This window comes from Nonomuraea maheshkhaliensis (assembly GCF_039529435.1).
In the GTDB taxonomy this organism is placed as follows: domain Bacteria; phylum Actinomycetota; class Actinomycetes; order Streptosporangiales; family Streptosporangiaceae; genus Nonomuraea; species Nonomuraea maheshkhaliensis.
Window position 1 is genome coordinate 1 of record NZ_BAAAMU010000111.1, and the last position, 551, is coordinate 551.

General features: G+C 78.6%; 1 pseudogene. It reads left to right on the top strand.

Annotation, left to right across the window (positions count from 1 at the left end):
* Positions 1-551, top strand: a pseudogene (locus ABFX54_RS43985) (chromosome segregation protein SMC); the annotation flags it as partial.

Below are 551 nucleotides of genomic sequence, written 5' to 3' on the forward strand. Positions count from 1 at the left end.
GCAGGCGCAGCGCGACGTGGCCGAGCTGGCCGCCCGGCGCGAGGCGCTGGAGATGGGGCTGGCCAAGGTCGACGGCTGGGCGGCGCTGCTGGAGGCCGACCTCTTCGGGGTGCTGGGGCCGCTCGCCGCCTCGATGCAGGTGACGCCCGGCGCCGAGCCGGCCGTGGCGGCCGTCCTGGGCTCCGTCGCCGAGGCGATCACGGTCAAGTCGCTCGACACCGCCGTGGAGGCCCTGGAGCTGCTGCGTTCGCGGAGCGCCGGCCAGGCCACCCTCCTCGTCGCGCTGGGCGCGGACAGGCACGACAGGAGCGCGCCCGCGCGGGCGGCGGATCGCGGCGGCGGGCGGCGGGCGGCCGATCTGGTGACGGTGCCCGATCACCTGCGCTCGGCCCTGGAGCACGTGCTGGCCGAGGTCGTGGTGGTGGACGAGCTGGAGACCGCGCGGGCGGGCGTCGACCGGCATCCGCGGCTGCGCGCCGTCACGGCGGGCGGCGATCTCGTCGGCGCCCACGTGGCCGCCGGCGGCTCCGAGGGCGGCACCTCCGTCCTCC